The sequence below is a fragment of the Acinetobacter sp. ABJ_C5_2 genome (assembly GCF_044538485.1).
GTDB classification, from domain to species: Bacteria; Pseudomonadota; Gammaproteobacteria; order Pseudomonadales; family Moraxellaceae; genus Acinetobacter; species Acinetobacter nosocomialis_A.
In genome coordinates this window covers 90,083-108,502 of sequence record NZ_JBIUCS010000004.1, presented here as the reverse complement: position 1 = coordinate 108,502, position 18,420 = coordinate 90,083, and the positions used below count along the sequence as shown (strand labels likewise).

The following is an 18,420-nucleotide window of genomic DNA, read 5'->3' as shown; positions in this document are numbered from 1 at the left end:
CATCATATTTTTCTTTTTCAATGGCCTCTTATCCATTTAGATAGTACTCGCCATGATATTGATAATTTAATATTTTTTTCAAAAAAAGAAAGCTATTTCACACTTTGATAACATATTTGTTTACAAGAAAAATATGAATTTAAGTTTATTTTCAGCTTTGTTTGATTTCAATAAAAAACCGCTAAAATTAATTTAGCGGTTTTTCTTTTTCATTTAAGAAAAATTATTTATCACGATTACGTTTACGTTCGTTTTCAGTCAAGTAACGCTTACGGATACGGATTGATTTTGGAGTAACTTCTACTAACTCGTCATCTTCAATGAATTCAAGCGCCTGTTCAAGCGTATATTCAATTGCAGGTACTAAAGTTAAAGCATCATCTGTACCAGATGCACGAACGTTAGTTAATTGTTTCGCTTTAGTTGGGTTAACCACCATATCGTCTGAACGAGAGTTAATACCCACGATCATACCTTCGTAAACTTCTAACTGTGGTTTAGCAAACAAACGACCACGGTCTTGCAAGCTGAACAATGCATAGCCCAAGCAAGTACCTTGAACCATAGAAATCAACACACCGTTTTGACGTTTCGCAACAGTACCTTGTTTAACAGGGCCATAATGCGAGAAGCTTGAAGTCATGATCCCTGTACCAGAAGTCATGGTCAAGAATTCAGAACGGAAACCGATAAGACCACGTGAAGGAACAGTCGCTTCAATACGGATACGGCCTTTACCGTCAACTTCCATATTAGTCATTTCGCCTTTACGGTGACCCATTTGTTCCATTACAGCACCTTGATGCTGTTCTTCAACGTCAAACGTTACGTTTTCGTAAGGCTCTTGTCTTTCACCATCAATTTCTTTGATGATTACTTGTGGACGTGATACGCCCATTTCAAAACCTTCACGACGCATGTTTTCAATTAAAACTGAAAGATGAAGTTCACCACGGCCAGATACTTTGAAACGGTCTGGACTGTCAGTATCTTCAACACGTAAAGCTACGTTATGAATTAATTCGCGATCAAGACGTTCACGGATATTACGTGAAGTTACGAATTTACCTTCTTTACCAGCAAACGGAGAGTTGTTTACTTGGAAAGTCATAGATACTGTAGGTTCATCTACAGATAAAGCTGGTAATGCTTCAACATTTTTCGGATCACAAATCGTGTCAGAAATGTTAAGTGCATCAATACCAGTAATACATACGATGTCACCAGCAGATGCTGAGTCAACATCAATACGCTCTAAACCATGGTAACCCATGATTTTTAAAATACGACCATTACGTGTATTGCCATCTTTGTCAATTACAGTAACAGGAGTGTTTAATTTTACTGAACCACGTTGAATACGACCAACACCGATAACACCTACGAAGCTGTTATAGTCAAGTGATGAAATCTGCATTTGGAATGGACCATCAACGTCAACTGCTGGTGGTTCAACGATGTCTACAATCGTTTCGAACAACGGAGTCATGTCTTCTGCAAGTTCTTCAGGAGCAGGACCCGCTACACCACGTAAACCTGATGCATAAACGATTGGGAAATCAAGTTGCTCATCAGTTGCGCCAAGGTTATCAAACAAATCAAATACTTGATCGATTACCCAGTCTGGACGTGCACTTGGTTTATCAACTTTGTTGATAATAACGATTGGTTTTAAACCACGAGCAAAGGCTTTTTGTGTCACAAAACGAGTTTGTGGCATTGGGCCTTCTTGAGAGTCAACAAGAAGTAATACGCAGTCAACCATCGACATAACACGTTCTACTTCACCACCGAAGTCGGCGTGTCCCGGGGTGTCCACGATGTTGATACGGTAAGTTGTATCAGTACGCTTATCCAACCAAGTAATAGAAGTGTTTTTAGCTAAGATGGTAATACCACGTTCACTTTCAAGCGCATTCGAGTCCATGACACGCTCAATCTCGCCTGCTCGGTCACCGAGAGCACCTGATTGCTGAAGTAGTTTATCGACAAGTGTGGTTTTCCCGTGGTCGACGTGCGCAATAATTGCGATATTACGGAGATTTTTGATATCTGACATGAAAATTAGAAACGCCTGAAATTTGAGGGCAAATTATACAGAAAAACACTACTCTTGAGTAGTGACAGTTTATTGACATTGACAAAAAAATTTCCCAATAGCCTGTATTTCGTTTTGTAAAGATAGGTATCTCGATTAGAATAGCGCCAATTTGCGAAATTGCGGCGTACTTACCCCCATGTCCAATCAACCATCACAAGACCATCTTGACCTCGTTTATGGACTAGATGACCGACCAAAACCCTTCGTGGCTTTTTTAGCTGCTTTTCAACATTTGCTTGCAATTATTGTCCCGATTGTTACACCTGGACTTCTCATTTGTTTAGCTTTAGGCGTTTCACGTACCGAAACTAACATGATTTTATCGATGTCTTTGGTCATTTCAGGAATTGCAACTTTCTTACAATGTAAAAAAGTTGGCCCTTTTGGTGCAGGTCTACTGATTGTTCAAGGTACTAGTTTTAACTTTATTGGTCCGATTATTGGTATTGGTAGTGCAATGGTTGCCGCAGGTACACCAGTAAATCAGGTTATGGCTGCTATTTTTGGTGTGGTGATCGCTGGTTCATTTATTGAAATGGGTGTTTCACAAATCCTACCATGGGTAAAAAGACTTATTACTCCCCTTGTAACTGGTATTGTTGTACTTCTGATTGGTTTAACACTTATTAAGGAAGGTCTTATTAGCATGGGTGGTGGTTATCAAGCCATGCATGACCATACTTTTGCAAGTGCAGACAACCTTATTATGTCATGTACCGTACTTGCCATCATTATTGTCTTAAACCGTATTCGTATCGTTTGGATTAAAAGCTCGGCTATTTTGATTGCTTTGGTTATTGGCTACATTCTTGCTGGTTTCATGGGCTACCTAGATTTTTCTGGTCTAAAAGACGCGCCTGTTATTCAAATTCCGACACCTATGCACTTTGGCTTAAGCTTCTCATGGGGCCTATTTATTCCAATGGCATTCATTTATCTGGTGACTTCATTAGAAGCAATTGGTGATGTCACAGCAACAAGTAAACTTTCAAACCAACCTGTAGATGGCCCTCAGTGGATGCAACGCATCAAAGGTGGCGTGTTAGTGAATGGTGCAAACTCTTTACTTGCAGGATTATTTAACACTTTCCCTAGTTCTGTTTTCGCTCAAAATAATGGTGTAATTCAACTCACTGGTGTGGCAAGTCGTTACGTAGGGATCTGGATTGCTGCTTTACTCATTATATTAGGTCTATTCCCTGCTGTAGCTGGTGTAATACAAGCCGTACCACAAGCAGTATTAGGCGGAGCAGTTATGGTGATGTTTGGTGCGGTTGCTGCCTCAGGCATTAACATTCTTTCATCTATTCACTTAGACCGTCGTGCCCTTTTAATTATCGCGATTTCACTTGCACTAGGTTTAGGGGTTGCTCAAGTTCCTCAAATTTTGGAACACTTACCAGAATTATTTAAAAATATTTTTAGTTCTGGCGTAGCAACAGGCGGTATTGCGGCATTAATTTTAAATGTTGTACTTCCTGAAACACACAAATAACCCATTTTTATTTTTTGATTACTGCCCAGTTTCCACTGGGCATTCTTCTTCATGAGAGATGTACATGGATCCTAGAAGTGAAGTGGTATTAAGACAGCAAGACTATTTAAAAGGTAGACTCTTGTTAATTAATGCACCCAATGATGCTTTGGTAAGTCAATTACCTGCTGAGATTGATGCATCAGTCTGGACATGGAATTATTCAGATTACCAAGGTTTTATTAATACAGGCACGACAGCACATTTCTCGGTTGAGTTTCCATCACAAGAATTTGATCAGGCTTTAATTTTTGTTCCAAAATCAAAAGAGCTTTTAAACTATATATTACATGTGGTGATGAGCCATCTAAAAACAGGCCAATCAGTTTTTTTAGTAGGTGAAAAGAAAGGTGGTGTTGAAAGAGCTGCCAAACAACTACAAAGCTTTGGCAAAATACTTAAACTTGATAGCGCTCGTCATTGTCAATTATGGCATTTAAAAATTGAAAAAACTGAAAAGATCAAACCTATTGAGAGTTGGTTAAAAACCTATACAGTTCAAGTAAATGAACAAGAGCTTACCATTTGTGCCCTCCCTGGCGTTTTCAGTCAAAATCATCTAGATGTCGGAACTGCTGTTTTACTCCCTTATCTAAATCAAGTGAAATCAGGTAGAATTGCCGACTTCGGGTGTGGCGCGGGAATTATCAGTTGCTATTTGGCAAAAGTAAATTCAAGTAATATTATCCATGCCCTAGATATTGATGCCTTCGCTTTACGGTCAACGGAAATGACTTTTAGTCGAAATGGAATAGGTTCAGACCAGTTGAGATTGCAGCCCGTTACAGGAATTGCAGACGCCCCAACAGAACTTGATGCCATTGTCAGTAACCCTCCCTTTCATCAAGGTATTCATACCAATTACGATGCAAGTGAAGGACTCTGCCAGAACGCTAAAAAACATTTAAAGGCATCAGGTGAGCTATGGATTGTAGCAAACCGTTTTTTAAACTATCCGATCTTAATTGAGAAGCACTTTGGTCAGTGTGAGATTAAAACTGATCTACAAGGCTTTAAGGTGTTATATGCCTGTGCATAACAAACTATGTAAGGAATCTCCATGAGCGAAACACATGCTCCTGAAAAACTCCAGCGAAAGCTTGGGGCTCGTCATCTGAATATGATCGCCATTGGTGGTTCCATTGGTACAGGTCTCTTCCTTGCTTCTGGGTCGACCATTGCAAATGCAGGTCCAGGCGGGGCATTACTCGCCTACTCTCTCATTGGTATTATGATTTACTTCTTAATGACCAGCTTGGGCGAACTTGCAACTCATACACCGACATCTGGCGCATTCTTCACCTATGGCAGTCGCTATGTAGAAGATGGCTTTGGTTTCGCTTTAGGTTGGAACTACTGGTACAACTGGGCAATTACGGTTGCGTTTGAGCTCGTTGCAGTACAGTTTATTATGAAGTTCTGGTTTCCAGATATTCCTGGATTTTACTGGAGTGCGCTCTTCCTCGTCATTATTTTTATGATTAATGCGATGAGTGTAAAAGGATTTGGCGAAAGCGAATTCTGGTTCTCAATGGTTAAGGTTATCGCTATTGTTGCCTTCATTATCATTGGTATTGCCATGATTATTAAGGTGATGTTGACACCAGGAGTGGCGACATTCGGCAACTGGACCTATAAAGATGCACCATTTGTAGGTGGTTTACAGGCCATGATTGGGGTTGCCATGATTGCAGGATTCTCATTTCAAGGAACTGAAATGGTGGGTGTCGCTGCGGGTGAATCAAAAGATCCAAAGAAAACAATTCCACTGGCAATTAAACAGATTTTCTGGCGAATTTTATTATTCTATGTGTTGTGTATTTTCATTATCGGCACACTCATTGCCTATGATGATCCAAACCTATTGCAAGCCGCGACAACAGAAAATGTTGCACTTTCTCCTTTTACCTTGCTTTATGAAAAGGTAGGCTTTGCTTTCGCTGCGAGCTTAATGAATGCAGTTATTTTGACTGCTATTTTGTCGGCAGGTAACTCAGGTATGTATTCTTCTACCCGTATGTTATTTGATATGGCTCAGCAAGGTCGTGCACCGAAATGGTTTGCCAAACTCGACAATCGTGGTGTTCCAATGAATGCCTTATATGCAACTACATTTATTGCTGCATTCTGCTTCTTAACGACTTTTATTGGGGAAAAACAAGTCTTTAACTGGCTACTCAATATGTCAGGGATGTGTGGCTTTATTGTCTGGTTAGGTATTGCAATTTCACATTATCGTTTCCGTAAAGGTTATATTACTCAAGGCTATAAATTAGAAGATTTAGCTTACCGCGCTAAGTTTTTCCCATTTGCACCTTGGTTTGCCTTTATTCTCTGTTCTATCATTATTCTTGGACAAAACTATCAAGCTGTTTTGGGCGGAAAAATTGACTGGATGGGCTTACTTTCCACCTATATCAGCATACCGTTATTCTTAGTAATTTGGCTCGGATATAAATGGAAAAATAAAACTAAATTAATCCCTTACGACCAAATGGATGTAAAACCAGAGCAAGATTAATAGTAAGTTTAAAGAGTCAATTAAAACTATCTAAACATCAAAAACTTGATCTTTAGTTAAAAACAGGTAAAATGCCGTTCAGATTTTCAACGGCACTTTTTAAAAAAGGAGGACATCATGCCAACACTACAAGGTAAAACACAGTAACGATTTGGCACGATGTCAGCTCACGGACAAGTGTACAAATTTAATTCACTTGTCCGAATGCTCGAATTTAAGACCTAGCATTCGCTAGGTTTTTTTTATGCCTATTCGGACAGAACAATAAGAGAAAAATTATGGGCATACAAAAAATATTAAACGAAGAGGCACTCTATGGTGTCCCTGTTAAAATTTTCACTCAAGATATAGATAGTGAAAGTATCGAACAGCTCAAGAAAATGGCACAGCTGCAATTTATATACTCACATATTGCTGTTATGCCAGATGTTCATGTAGGAAAAGGTGCGACTGTAGGAAGTGTCATCCCGACTAAACATGCCATTATTCCAGCAGCAGTCGGTGTAGACATTGGCTGTGGAATGAATGCAATTCGTTTGAGTCTAAAGGCTTCACAACTTCCTGATAACTTAAGTCGATTACGTGATGCAATTGAACGCAAAGTACCTGTCGGTTTTGCTTTGCATAAACAGGTCAAAGCTAAAGCGTCGAGTATTATTCCACTCGAAAAACGTTTACAACCGATTATAAAGAAGCACCCAGGTCTAATTCGCATGCTTCGGCAGTTTGATGCGACTTGGCAAAAACAATTAGGCACATTAGGAGGTGGTAATCACTTCATAGAGTTATGTATTGATGAAAATCAAGATGTATGGGTAATGCTACATTCAGGTAGCCGAGGACTGGGGAACGTCATTGGTACTTATTTTATTGAGCTCGCCAAGAAAGAAGCACAACATCGCTTTGGACATGTACCCGATAAAGACTTAAGTTATTTTGCTGAAGGTTCAAACAGTTTTAATGATTATGTAGAAGCTGTGGAATGGGCACAAGAATATGCTTTTGAAAATCGCAAAGAAATGATGCGATTAGTCTTAGAAGCAATTCGACCTCTTCTACCTTCATTTCAAATGACAAAAGAAGCGATTAATTGTCATCATAATTATGTGAGTCGAGAAACCCATTTTGGTGAAAATCTTTTAGTTACCAGAAAAGGAGCGATTAGAGCAGGTTTAGATGAGTTAGGAATTATTCCAGGTTCTATGGGAGCACGTTCTTATATTGTTAGAGGAAAAGCTAATCCTGAATCTTTTTGCTCTTGTTCTCACGGCGCTGGACGTAAAATGAGCCGAAGCAAAGCTAAGATTCTGTTTAACCAACAAGACTTAATTGAGCAAACGCAAGGTATTGAATGTCGCAAAGACAGTGGCGTTGTCGATGAAATTCCAAGTGCTTATAAAGACATAGATGAGGTTATGGCAAATCAGTCAGATCTTATTGAAGTCGTCCATACACTTAAACAAGTTTTATGTATTAAAGGTTAAAACATGAAAATCAAAGAAATGCCAAAAATTAAGGTTCGTAATCATGTAGCCCTGTCACCTTTACTTCAAAAAGGTGGCATGCATGAGACAGAAAAGCCTCGTGCACAGCATCGTCGAAATAGACAAAATACTAAACAGCAATTAAAAAAAGGTGTTTGGTAAAAACTTATTTATAAGCAATTAACTGAATAGATATTATTGAGGAGATATACAAATGAAAAAATATTTTAAAAATCGCAATAAAAAAAGCGACTCTAACGAGTCGCTTTTTTACTGTTCAGAAACTCAAATTATTGAGCTTGTTGACCAGGTTGAACTACTACAGTACGGCTACCAGTGATTGTCGCGAATACACGACGGTTCATAGCACGACCTTCTTTAGTTTTGTTGTCAGCAATCGGTTGATCCCAAGCGAAACCTTGAGTAGACAAACGAGAAGCGTCAACATTGTATTCGTTTACAAGAGCTGATTTAACAGAGTTAGCACGAGCTAAAGATAAACGTTCGTTCAACTTACGTGGACCAGTGTTATCTGTGTGACCTTCGATACGTGCAGTAGCGTTAGGGTATTCAGTTAACTTCTCAGCAACTTTAGCGATTTCTGGCTTGTATTGGTCTTTGATGTTTGACTTGTTAGTATCAAAGAACACACGAAGTTCCATGTTAAGGTCTTCAGTTAACTCTTGTGGTTGTGGAGCAACTGGAGTTGGTTCAACTGGAGCAACTTCTACTACAGGAGCAGCAGGCTTCAAGTGACCACCAAGAACTACGTTTAAACCAGCAAGAGCAGTATAGTTCCAGAATTGTTCGTCAAAGTTATAAGTACCACGAGCTTCTGTACGAAGAGATAAAGCATCGTTTAAGCGATAGAAAGCACCGATACCAGCATTACCTAAAGTACCTTCTTCAGAATTACCACGTGTACCACGATTTACGCCATCAAAGTCGTATTTGTAGTGACCAGCACCCAATAATACATACGGCTTAAATTTGCTGTCGTAGTTTTTAGTGATTAAATCAGAAGTAGCATAGAAGTTACCGTTGATTTGTTTTTGTTTGTATTCAGCACCAGCAGAAGCGCCGTTTACATCGCCTTTAACTTGGTTATATTCAGCTTCGAAACCTAACCATGGTGTTAATTCAACACCAAGAGCTGCACCAACGAATAAATCGTCTTGTAACTCAGGGCTGTTAGTTAGGTTACCATCTTTACCGCCATTGTTGTGTTGGCTGTCTTGGAAAGTGTAACCAAGCAATAATGGAGTAACTGTTACGCCAGCATTAGCAGCAGCTAATGGAGCAGCAACAAGCATAGTAGCAAGTGCAATACGACTCAATTTCATGGATATCCTCCAGAGATAACAATTGTTGTTCAAGCTCAGCCTAAATTTATTGGCCCCTGAGATATTTTTACCCCAGTATTATTTTTAAGCTATTCACATTTGAATCATACAAACACTTGATAAACTTTCCAAGTGCTTGATAATTTTAATCAAGTAAATTATTGACAAAATTACTTACAATTTCCGTTGTAATTCGGTAATTTTTTACTCAACTAGCAAATATGAACAACTTCTTTGTTTCGCTTGCGGTGATTTTACCAGTATTCTAGCCAACTGATAACCCTTATTTAATTTTGTGTTTCCTTATTATAAAAAATAATATAAATCATTGTCAGAAAACATAAAATTGCTCTATTTATACATATATTAAGGTTTCTTAATGTTTAGATCTCCTGGTTTTACTATAGTTGAGCTATCTATAACCCTCGTAATTCTTGTGATTATGTCAGTTATAGCCATTCCTTTATACCATCAATTTATGGCATCTGTAGAATTAAAAAATACGCCGCGCATACTCACAATTCATATACAAAAAGCCAAGTCTGACGCAATTATCAGGCATAAGAACATTGTTCTTTGCCCAAGTTCCGATCAACTGGTCTGTAATACCAACTGGAATAACCGCTTAATCAGCTTTGTAGATAACAACCGCAACCTACAACATGATTTAAATGAAGAATTATTAACTTCTATAGATCTTAACCATACTTATGGCTCTATGAAATTACAACGTTTTGGTAAAAAACAAAATAGTATTGTTTTTCAAGGTAGCTCGGGACTACCAATCGAGTCTAATGGTAGTTTTATTTATTGTTCTTATGATCAGCTTAAAAATTTTAAATTAGTTCTTAGCAAAATGGGACATGTACGCTTAGAAGAACTTCAAAATTGTTAGAACTCTACAGTCTAATACAGAATCCAAGCCATCCCCCATTTTGCAATATACTGCTTAAGTTTTAATGTTTTCTTAATTTGAGATAAAGAACAATCGGAGATTACAACAATGACTGACATCGTAATTGTTAATGGTGCTCGTACTGCTATGGGTGGTTTTCAAGGATCACTATCTGGTCTCACTGCTCCAGAATTAGGTGCAGTAACAATTAAAGAAGCAATCGCACGAGCAGGTTTGCAGCCTACTGATGTCGAAGAAGTCATTATGGGTTGTGTACTGCCTGCTGGTCTAAAGCAAGGTCCAGCACGTCAAGCGATGCGTAAAGCTGGCTTACCAGATTCTACAGGTGCAGTAACGATTAACAAACTTTGTGGTTCAGGCATGAAAGCCGTGATGCAAGCCACTGATATGATCAAAGCAGGTAGTGCTGAAGTTGTCGTTGCTGGTGGTATGGAGTCAATGACAAACGCACCTTATGTTTTACCAAAAGCACGTGCCGGATACCGTATGGGTCATGGCGAAATTAAAGACCATATGTTCTTTGATGGGCTTGAAGATGCTGAAACCGGTCGTTTAATGGGTTCTTTTGCTCAAGATATGGCAAATACTCGTGGCTATACTCGTGAGCAAATGGATGACTTTGCAATCCGTTCTTTAAAACGTGCTCAAACTGCAATTACTGAAGGCTATTTCAAAGATGAAATCGTTCCAGTTACCGTGTCTACACGTAAAGGTGATGTCATTGTCGACCAAGATGAACAACCTTTAAATGCAAAAATTGACAAGATTCCTTCACTCAAACCAGCTTTTGCAAAAGATGGGACAATTACCGCTGCAAATGCAAGTTCTATTTCTGACGGTGCTTCTGCACTGGTGTTAACATCAAGTGAAGTTGCAGCGCAGCGTGGCTTACAACCACTTGCTAAAATTGTCGCGACAGCTTCAAACTCTCAGCATCCTTCAGAATTTACCATCGCTCCTGTTGGCGCTATTGAAAAAGTACTTAAAAAAGCTGGATGGAATGCTCAGGACGTTGACCTTTGGGAAATTAATGAAGCATTTGCTATGGTTACTATGTGCCCAATTGATGATTTCAAACTTGATGCAGAGAAAGTCAATATTCACGGTGGTGCATGTGCACTTGGCCATCCAGTAGGTTCTACAGGTTCACGTATTATTCTTACACTTATTCATGCACTCAAACGTACTGGCGGTAAAAAAGGTATTGCTGCACTTTGTATTGGTGGCGGTGAAGCAACAGCTGTTGCCATTGAACTTATTTAATTCAATTTCCCTATTTAGGAATCCCACTTCGGTGGGATTTTTTATGAAAAATTTACAAAAAAAGACCCACAAAATCACTTTTAAGTTTTAACTTATTCCTTTAAACGAAAACAACAATGGACAATAACAATGCAACTCAATCACTATCTCAATTTCCAAGGTCAGGCAGAGCAAGCCTTTAATTTTTATAAATCGGTCTTTGGTGGTGAATTTGCTATGCTGAGCCGTTATAGCGATATGCCACCTAACGAGGGTGTCACATTATCGGAAGCCGAAAAAAATTTAGTGCTGCATGTTTCTTTACCGATTAATGAATACACAGTACTCATGGCATCAGACACTATCGATCAGTTCTGTACGCCAAATAGTGTATTTACTAAAGGTAATAATCATTACATCGCAATCAACCTTGAAAAAGATGAGCAAGAAAAAGCGAAACAGCTGTTTGATGCTCTATCTGTAAATGGTCAAATCGAAATGCCGCTAGAAAAAACGTTCTGGGGCGCATTGTACGGTGCATTTACCGATCAATTTGGCATAAAGTGGATGGTTAACTGCCAGCTTGATACATAATATTTTTAATATCTGCCCCTTATAGAGATACTTATTATTTCTATAAGGGTTTTAAACATTAATATTAGAATATTTCGCAATAATCATTAAACCAACTGTAATAAAACCTATCCCTACCCATCCAGCCACATCAATATTCTGCCCAAGAAAAATCTTTGCTAGAAAGGCAGTCGCCAACACGCCCACTCCGGACCACAATACATATAAAATTCCCGCCTGCATATATTTCAAAGCAATAGCAGCACATGCAAAAGACACAATATATAAAATCAGCGCAATCGCCTGAGCAGTTTTATTAACTAATCCATTGCCTTTAGCAGAAGAAAATGTTGAGAGCACATCTGTCGCAATAGCAAATATTAACCACCAAGCACCGGGATTTATTTTTGAAATTAAGCCTAACATTCTTATTCTTCATTTATTAAAAGGTATTTATAAAAAAAGCTGAACCTGAGTTCAGCCTTTATATTTAAAACGATTTAAGCACCAGTTTGATAACTTGCTTGCGGTACAGCTGTTGAAGCTTGATACGGGTTGGTAAAATCTTGCAAACCTGCCGCAGCTTCTTGTACATCTTTGCCTTCTTTCACGACAAAACTGTCAAAACCAGAACGTTTTAAGTAGTTTAAAACATCCTTAAACACATCACCTGTTGCACGTAGTTCACCTTGGAAACCTTGACGGCGTAATAGTGCAGCGAATGAATAACCACGACCATCACCAAAGCCTGCAAACTCAATGAAGATTGCATCAAGTTCATTTAATGGAAATGTATGATCTTCAGGTGAATCATTTACAGTTACATACAAAGCTTTTTTGCCTTGAACGTTAGCTAACTGGTCTAGTTGAGCTGTTGTTACCACAACATCACCTTGGGGAACCACACCATCTTCAGCAATGATTTGATAAGTATTGTCTGCAATCGTGCCGTCTTTATAAAGCACAGGTAGAGCTGTATTAAGCATATGCACGCTCCTTAAATGGTTGAATTCCTACACGGCGATATGTGTCAACAAAACGCTCACCTTCTGTACGCAAATCAAGATAAGTATTTAATACTTCTTCAATAACGTCTGGCACAGCATCTGCTGCAAACGATGGGCCTAAGATGTCACCGATCGATGCATCATGGTCTGAATTACCACCTAATGTAATTTGGTAGAACTCAGCACCTTTTTTATCTACACCTAAAATACCGATGTTACCTACGTGGTGGTGACCACAAGCATTCATACAACCAGAAATATTTAGATCTAAATGACCAAGATCATAAACTTTGTCTAAGTCATCAAAACGGCGTGTAATCGCTTCAGCAATAGGAATTGATTTCGCATTTGCAAGTGAACAGAAATCACCGCCCGGACAACTAATGATATCGGTAATAAAGCCAATATGTGCACGTGCCATATTTTGTTGTTCAAGCGCTTGCCATACATCGAACAAATCTTTTTGAGGTACATCTGCCAAAGCAATGTTTTGTTCGTGAGTGGTACGAAGTTCACCGAATGTATATTTATCTGCAAGATCTGCAATAAAGTTCATTTCTTCAGTGGTCATATCGCCCGGTGCGATACCTGCACGTTTTAGAGAAATCGTAACTATACGATAGCCCTTCACTTTATGTGCATGCGTGTTGATATTGAACCATTGCTTGAATTTTGGATGCTCAGCAAATAAAGCCGTGAAGTCTTCATCTGCTAAATCTTGATAATCAAACGGAGTGAACTCTTCATCCAGTTTTTTCAAGATTTCTGGCTGAATTTTCAATGCTTCACGTGTATGTTCAAATTCAGCTTCAACTTTCTGTGCAAACACTCCAGGTGTTAATGCTTTAACTAGAATTTTAATACGCGCTTTGTATTTATTGTCACGACGACCATGCAAGTTATAAACACGTAGAACTGCTTCTAAGTAAGCAATTAAATCTTCACGTGGTAAAAACTCACGAATAACGCTACCAATGATTGGAGTACGGCCTAAACCACCACCAGCCATAATTTTATAGCCGATTTCACCCGCTTCATTACGCACGATGTAAACACCAATATCGTGGAATGCAGTTGCTGCACGGTCTTTTTCTTCAAGTGCAGAAACTGCAATTTTGAACTTACGTGGCAAGAATGCAAATTCAGGGTGGAACGTACTCCACTGACGAATCAATTCACATGTTGGACGTGGGTCTGCAATTTCACCAGCAACCACACCTGCATATTGGTCAGTTGTTGTGTTACGAATACAGTTACCACTGGTTTGAATGGCATGCATTTGTACAGTTGCAAGTTCTGCCAAAATATCTGGCACATCTTCAAGTGCAGGCCAGTTCAACTGGATATTTTGACGTGTAGATACGTGTGCATAACCACGGTCATACTTTGTTGAAACTTCAGCAACTTTACGTAATTGTTTAGAATTCATTAAGCCATACGGTACGGCAATACGCAGCATAGGCGCATAACGTTGCACATATAAACCATTTTGCAAACGTAATGGACGATATTCATCTTCAGAAAGTTTGCCAGCTAAATAGCGTTCAGTCTGATCGCGGAACTGAGCAACTCGTTCATTAACCAGCTGCTGGTCGAAATCGGTATATAAATACATGGCGTATGGCTAGTAGATTCATTATTAAGGCGGATAGCATAGCGAGCTTTTATTCATCAATAAAATGCTTTTTTTGCATATTTAATAACGATTTTATTGATAAGCTTATATAAATCGACATAAAAAAGCCCAGATCAATCTGGGCTTTTTTTATAGCAAAGGTTTATTTGTTATCTGGCAATGCATAAGCCACTAAATAGTCGCCCATTTTTGTACCAAATGAACCATGACCACCGGCCATGATCACAACGTATTGCTTACCGTTGATTTCATAAGTCATTGGCGTTGCTTGTCCACCTGCTGGTAAACGCGCTTCCCAAAGTTTCTTACCATTCGTAACGTTAAAGGCACGGATGTAGTTATCTTGAGTTGCACCAACAAACATGACATTACCTGCGGTAGAAATTGAACCACCTAAACCAGGAACACCAATTTTCACAGCTGGTAATTGGAATAGTTTTGGCAAGCTATCACGGATAGTACCAATACGTTTTTTCCATACAACCTGATGCGTTTTCAAATCTACGCCAGCAACATAACCCCAAGCTGGTTGTTTACAAGGTAAACCAAGCGGAGATAAGAATGCGCTGATTTCGACACCATAAGGTACACCATACATTGGTTGTACACCCTGCTCAGTTCCCGCACCTTTTGCAGTTTCTGCACGGTTTGGATCAGCAGGAATTAAACGGCTTACGAATGGCAGACCAATCGGGTTCATTACAGCAACTTGACGGTCAGGGTTAACCGACATGCCGCCCCATTCAAACACACCTAAGTTACCAGGGAAAACTAAAGTACCGTTTTCAGATGGTGGTGTATAAATACCATCGTAATTTAGACGTTTGAAAGATACACGACACATGAGCTGATCAAGCATTGTGGCACCCCACATGTCTTTATCAGTCAATTTGTCTTGTGGCGCCAAGTTCAAGTCAGAGAATGGCTGAGTTTTTGAATAATGCTCGCCTTTGGTTTGTGGTCCGCGCTTAACTGTTTGTGGAACTGGTTTTTCAGTTACAGGAACAATTGGCTGACCATTACGACGGTCAAGAACAAAGGCATTACCTGTTTTAGTCAATACATAGATTGCTGGAACAGTTTTACCTGTTTTGTCTTTAATATCTGCCAAAGATGGTTGAGATGGTACGTCCATATCCCATAAATCGTGATGGGTTGTCTGGAAGTTCCATATCAATTTACCAGTTGAAGCATTAATCGCTAACATTGAGTTCGCATAACGCTCTTTCAACTCAGTACGGTCACCACCCCAGATATCTGGAGTACCTACACCTGTTGGAACATAAACAATATCAAGTTTGGCATCATATGCTAAAGGTGCCCAAGCATTTGGCGAGTTATGAACAAAGGTCGTACCTTCGCCTGGCATTGCATTTGGATCTGCTGCACCCGTGTCGAATGCCCAAAGAAGCTTACCAGTGTTAACATCGTAGCCACGAATTACACCTGATGGCTCTTTACTTGAATAGTTGTCTGTTACAGAACCTGCAATTACGACAGTTGAACCTGTCACAACACCAGGAGATGTTGGGTTATAACCACCCGGGTAAGCATATGGCATGAATTTTTGTAAATTCACTTCACCATTTTCACCAAAGTCAGTACATGCTTTACCAGTGTCAGCATTCACAGCAACTAAACGTCCATCGTTGACTGGTACAAATACCTTACGTGGACATTGTGTAGAGCTAGATTTCTTGCTTTGAAGACTCGTTGCAAACTCAGTTGTATTGTTTGCATCGTAGTACATTACACCACGGCAAGTTAAATGCTGGAACGATTTATCCGTCTTAAGCTTCGGATCAAAACGCCATTTTTCTTTACCAGTCGCTGGATCAATCGCAATTAACTGTTGGTGAGCCGTACAGATAAACATGTTATTACCAATTTTAATTGGCGTAACCTGATTGGTTGTTTCACCCGAATCGTTATCTGTTTTGAAATCACCAGTACGTAATGTCCAAGCCACTTTCAAATCTTTGACGTTTTGGTCATTAATCTGTTTGAGTGGAGAATAACGCTCACCAGCTTGAGTACGACCATAAGCAGGCCAATCACTCTCTGCTACACCAGGAACGGCTTGAGCAGTTTCTGGTTGAGGTGTTTTGATCTCACCATTAATTTCTTGCGGATCGTTGAAGATAGAATAAACCATCAACACGATTGCAATCGCTAAAGTTGAAGATAAGGCAACTTTACTTGATCCAAGGTTGTTGATTCCACGAGTCACAGCCGGAACCAATAACCATAAACCAAGAATACCTAAAATATCTAAACGTGGTGCAAGCGCCCAAAAGTCTGTTCCAACTTCCCAGACACTCCAGATAATGGTACCTAGCATTAATGCGGCATACACCCACAAAGCAGTTGAAGCACGCTTGTAGAGTTGCCATGTAACAATGAGAAGCAAGACTCCAGCTACAATGTAGTAAATTGAACCGCCTAGTGTAGCGAGCCAAATACCTCCAATTAGCAGGAATAACGCCAATAACCCAATAATGATTACGGTAAAAGTCGTTAAACCTGATCTTGAAGAAGGTTGATTCATAAACCACCTCTTATCAATCATCATTTTTATCGGAAAGATGTGCCAAAAACCTTATAGAGAAATGGCATAACCAATACATCTAAAACAAAATTCAGGCATAAAGAAAAAACGGAAGGTCTGGATACTTCAATCAATGATTTAGCCCTCGACAATCCGTTTTTCGGAATAATTACTTAGAATACGGTTGAGAATTTAATACCGCCTACCCAAGTGTTATCACCATTTTTTAATGCACCAACATGACGAACATATTGCACATTTGGACGAATAGTTAGCCAGTTAGTGGCATGAATACCGTAGTAAAGCTCGGTATTGTATTCAGTGTCATATTCTTTGGCTTGAATATCGCTCCAGTCATCATTGATATGAATGCGAGCAACGCCAAGTGCCAACTCATCTTGAGGACGTTGATTGAGCAAACCTTTATAGACCAAGCCTACATTTTGCATGTTATCAATTTTGTTGGTATCAGAGTCGTGGAACGTCAGGTTCACAAATCCAGTCAAACCACGATCAGTTTGATCAGCTGGCTGGAATAATTTTTGTTTTGCAGTTACCCAAACACCTTGCTTATGAGATGTTTTGGTTGGATTGGTAATTTCCTCTGCATCAGCAGTGCTATAGTAATAACCTAGACGGTATTCACCAGCCATGCTTTGCGCACCTAATTTAGGTGACCAAACTACTTCTGCTGGAATAATTGCACCGTGAGAACCATCTGTGCTTAGGTTAAAACCTTTGCCTCGTTCCAAGTTCTCTGGGTTATATTCATATACACCCACTTGCGTATATAAATCGGGTTGTAAGTTATACTTAACACGCATTGCCCATTGGCTAACTGGCCAGTTATACCATTGGTCGCCTACCCAGTTACCCACTTGTGAACCACAAAGCGCCAAGTTCTGGAAGTCACAGTCAAAACTATTAAAGTCTTCACCTTCACCAAAACGACCGACTTTAACGTCTAACTTCTGATCAAGGAATTTTTTCTTAATCCACAAGTCTGTTAAACGCCAAGTTTGCTCACGCCCCCACACTTCTTGTGCAGAACTAATGTGTCCAGCTAAAGCTGGAGAATGTTCAGAAAGCGATTGCCCATCACGATAAGTTAATGTGATTTGAGCTTCTGTATCTTGCCACCCTAAAATTTTACCTAGGTCCAAATGCGAACCTAAAGCGAGTTGCCCTGTATAAGCACTACCATGCGAAGATGTATTCTTTGAATCTAAAATACCGGCATATTCACCGGTATATCCAAAAGAAAAATCATAACCTTGTGCTTGCAACGCTGTGCGTTGCCCGTTCCAATCACCCAACATCCAAGAACTATTTGGGTCAAATGCAGCAGCAGCTTGTGCATGCTGAACAAAAAGAGTAATTGATAAAACGGATAAACAGGAAACCATCAAAGATTTATGCGTTTTCATGTTTACGTACCTTTTATGTCTTTGTTTATAAAGGTTACGCTAATTTTATGTAAAGAAATTATTCAAAATGTTAATCAATTGATTAATC

The 18,420-nt window shown here is 39.4% G+C and carries 15 protein-coding genes; 8 read left to right on the top strand and 7 right to left on the bottom strand.

The window, feature by feature from the left end:
* Positions 1-223 precede the first annotated feature (223 nt).
* Positions 224-2,059, bottom strand: coding sequence for a translational GTPase TypA (gene typA / locus ACH8JV_RS07395; protein ID WP_004705742.1), 1,836 nt, complete (start codon positions 2,057-2,059; stop codon positions 224-226).
* A gap of 178 nt (positions 2,060-2,237) precedes the next feature.
* On the opposite strand from typA, the gene ACH8JV_RS07390 reads away from it, so the two are divergent.
* The 5 genes from ACH8JV_RS07390 (at position 2,238) to ACH8JV_RS07370 (ending at position 7,802) form a co-directional block, all read left to right on the top strand.
* On the top strand, positions 2,238-3,596 hold the full coding sequence (locus ACH8JV_RS07390) for a uracil-xanthine permease family protein (protein WP_396520477.1): 1,359 nt from the start codon (positions 2,238-2,240) through the stop codon (positions 3,594-3,596).
* Between the two features lie 64 nt (positions 3,597-3,660).
* Entirely contained in the window at positions 3,661-4,674 is a 1,014-nt protein-coding gene (locus ACH8JV_RS07385; RefSeq protein ID WP_396520476.1) for a methyltransferase, read from the top strand.
* A 21-nt stretch (positions 4,675-4,695) separates the two neighbouring features.
* Positions 4,696-6,156: an amino acid permease gene (locus ACH8JV_RS07380; protein ID WP_396520474.1), complete on the top strand. Its 1,461-nt coding sequence runs from the start codon at positions 4,696-4,698 to the stop codon at positions 6,154-6,156.
* A 278-nt stretch (positions 6,157-6,434) separates the two neighbouring features.
* The gene (locus tag ACH8JV_RS07375; RefSeq protein ID WP_396520472.1) at positions 6,435-7,640 is read left to right on the top strand and encodes an RtcB family protein; all 1,206 of its coding nucleotides are present in this window, start codon (positions 6,435-6,437) and stop codon (positions 7,638-7,640) included.
* Positions 7,641-7,643: 3 nt separating this feature from the next.
* On the top strand, positions 7,644-7,802 hold the full coding sequence (locus ACH8JV_RS07370; protein WP_396520470.1) for a hypothetical protein: 159 nt from the start codon (positions 7,644-7,646) through the stop codon (positions 7,800-7,802).
* A gap of 128 nt (positions 7,803-7,930) precedes the next feature.
* Here ACH8JV_RS07370 and omp38 read toward each other — a convergent pair whose 3' ends face one another.
* Complete coding sequence (gene omp38, locus ACH8JV_RS07365) at positions 7,931-8,983, bottom strand: outer membrane protein Omp38 (protein WP_396520468.1); 1,053 nt, start codon at positions 8,981-8,983, stop codon at positions 7,931-7,933.
* Between the two features lie 379 nt (positions 8,984-9,362).
* Here omp38 and ACH8JV_RS07360 point away from each other — a divergent pair, with 379 nt between their 5' ends.
* From ACH8JV_RS07360 to ACH8JV_RS07350, 3 genes are all read left to right on the top strand, one after another.
* The gene (locus ACH8JV_RS07360) at positions 9,363-9,878 is read left to right on the top strand and encodes a GspH/FimT family pseudopilin (protein ID WP_396520466.1); all 516 of its coding nucleotides are present in this window, start codon (positions 9,363-9,365) and stop codon (positions 9,876-9,878) included.
* Between the two features lie 108 nt (positions 9,879-9,986).
* The gene (locus ACH8JV_RS07355) at positions 9,987-11,162 is read left to right on the top strand and encodes a thiolase family protein (protein ID WP_396520464.1); all 1,176 of its coding nucleotides are present in this window, start codon (positions 9,987-9,989) and stop codon (positions 11,160-11,162) included.
* Between the two features lie 129 nt (positions 11,163-11,291).
* Positions 11,292-11,735, top strand: a complete 444-nt coding sequence (locus ACH8JV_RS07350) for a VOC family protein (protein WP_240288015.1) — start codon at positions 11,292-11,294, stop codon at positions 11,733-11,735.
* Positions 11,736-11,786: 51 nt separating this feature from the next.
* On the opposite strand, the gene ACH8JV_RS07345 is transcribed toward ACH8JV_RS07350, so the two are convergent.
* The 5 genes from ACH8JV_RS07345 to ACH8JV_RS07325 form a co-directional block, all read right to left on the bottom strand.
* Positions 11,787-12,140 carry a DMT family transporter gene (locus ACH8JV_RS07345; protein ID WP_396520462.1) on the bottom strand — a complete coding sequence of 118 codons (354 nt, stop codon included), beginning with the start codon at positions 12,138-12,140 and terminating at the stop codon, positions 11,787-11,789.
* Between the two features lie 74 nt (positions 12,141-12,214).
* Positions 12,215-12,700 carry a DUF934 domain-containing protein gene (locus tag ACH8JV_RS07340; RefSeq protein WP_240288019.1) on the bottom strand — a complete coding sequence of 162 codons (486 nt, stop codon included), beginning with the start codon at positions 12,698-12,700 and terminating at the stop codon, positions 12,215-12,217.
* Positions 12,693-14,336 carry a nitrite/sulfite reductase gene (locus ACH8JV_RS07335; RefSeq protein WP_396520460.1) on the bottom strand — a complete coding sequence of 548 codons (1,644 nt, stop codon included), beginning with the start codon at positions 14,334-14,336 and terminating at the stop codon, positions 12,693-12,695. The genes ACH8JV_RS07340 and ACH8JV_RS07335 overlap by 8 nt, the downstream gene beginning before the upstream one ends.
* A gap of 163 nt (positions 14,337-14,499) precedes the next feature.
* Positions 14,500-16,905: a glucose/quinate/shikimate family membrane-bound PQQ-dependent dehydrogenase gene (locus tag ACH8JV_RS07330; protein WP_107972450.1), complete on the bottom strand. Its 2,406-nt coding sequence runs from the start codon at positions 16,903-16,905 to the stop codon at positions 14,500-14,502.
* 173 nt (positions 16,906-17,078) lie between these two features.
* A complete protein-coding gene (locus ACH8JV_RS07325) occupies positions 17,079-18,311 on the bottom strand; it encodes a carbohydrate porin (RefSeq protein WP_396520603.1) in 1,233 nt (410 codons plus the stop codon).
* Positions 18,312-18,420: the final 109 nt, after the last annotated feature.

Coding starts and splice junctions, on each gene's coding strand:
- typA (WP_004705742.1), bottom strand. CDS start 2,059: ATGTCAGATATCAAAAATCTCCGTAATATCGCAATTATTGCGCACGTC.
- ACH8JV_RS07390 (WP_396520477.1), top strand. CDS start 2,238: ATGTCCAATCAACCATCACAAGACCATCTTGACCTCGTTTATGGACTA.
- ACH8JV_RS07385 (WP_396520476.1), top strand. CDS start 3,661: ATGGATCCTAGAAGTGAAGTGGTATTAAGACAGCAAGACTATTTAAAA.
- ACH8JV_RS07380 (WP_396520474.1), top strand. CDS start 4,696: ATGAGCGAAACACATGCTCCTGAAAAACTCCAGCGAAAGCTTGGGGCT.
- ACH8JV_RS07375 (WP_396520472.1), top strand. CDS start 6,435: ATGGGCATACAAAAAATATTAAACGAAGAGGCACTCTATGGTGTCCCT.
- ACH8JV_RS07370 (WP_396520470.1), top strand. CDS start 7,644: ATGAAAATCAAAGAAATGCCAAAAATTAAGGTTCGTAATCATGTAGCC.
- omp38 (WP_396520468.1), bottom strand. CDS start 8,983: ATGAAATTGAGTCGTATTGCACTTGCTACTATGCTTGTTGCTGCTCCA.
- ACH8JV_RS07360 (WP_396520466.1), top strand. CDS start 9,363: ATGTTTAGATCTCCTGGTTTTACTATAGTTGAGCTATCTATAACCCTC.
- ACH8JV_RS07355 (WP_396520464.1), top strand. CDS start 9,987: ATGACTGACATCGTAATTGTTAATGGTGCTCGTACTGCTATGGGTGGT.
- ACH8JV_RS07350 (WP_240288015.1), top strand. CDS start 11,292: ATGCAACTCAATCACTATCTCAATTTCCAAGGTCAGGCAGAGCAAGCC.
- ACH8JV_RS07345 (WP_396520462.1), bottom strand. CDS start 12,140: ATGTTAGGCTTAATTTCAAAAATAAATCCCGGTGCTTGGTGGTTAATA.
- ACH8JV_RS07340 (WP_240288019.1), bottom strand. CDS start 12,700: ATGCTTAATACAGCTCTACCTGTGCTTTATAAAGACGGCACGATTGCA.
- ACH8JV_RS07335 (WP_396520460.1), bottom strand. CDS start 14,336: ATGTATTTATATACCGATTTCGACCAGCAGCTGGTTAATGAACGAGTT.
- ACH8JV_RS07330 (WP_107972450.1), bottom strand. CDS start 16,905: ATGAATCAACCTTCTTCAAGATCAGGTTTAACGACTTTTACCGTAATC.
- ACH8JV_RS07325 (WP_396520603.1), bottom strand. CDS start 18,311: ATGGTTTCCTGTTTATCCGTTTTATCAATTACTCTTTTTGTTCAGCAT.